Source organism: Planomonospora algeriensis, from assembly GCF_977012225.1.
In genome coordinates this window covers 1-322 of record NZ_CDRNDK010001143.1, presented here as the reverse complement: position 1 = coordinate 322, position 322 = coordinate 1, and the positions used below count along the sequence as shown (strand labels likewise).

At 74.5% G+C, this 322-nt stretch carries 1 protein-coding gene; it reads right to left on the bottom strand.

Annotated elements, in window-relative coordinates; translation table 11 throughout:
* Positions 1-307: FAD-dependent oxidoreductase (locus ACWJ6R_RS38190; protein ID WP_449066827.1), on the bottom strand; the 307-nt coding region annotated here is incomplete at its 3' end.
* Between the last annotated feature and the right edge of the window lie 15 nt (positions 308-322).

Here is a 322-nt window from a genome sequence, read left to right as displayed (position 1 = left end):
CGGCGGCGTCGATGTCGTACTTCCACGGGCTGAAGGTCCGCACGTGCCCCCACTGGGCGATCGAGGCGCCCACCCGGGATCCGGCCTCCAGGATGAGGAAGTCCAGGCCGCGCTCGGCCAGATGGGCGGCGGCGGCCAGGCCGACCGGCCCGGCGCCGATCACCACGACGGGCAGATGGCCCAGCTGCGGTGAGAGCACGACCTGCTCGTCGCGGGCGGCCTGCTCGGCCGCGGCGGTCTGGACGACCGGTACGGCCTGCGCGCTCTGCTCGGCGGGGGCGGCCGGGCCGCAGCATCCACTGCTCATGATCGTTCCTCCTGG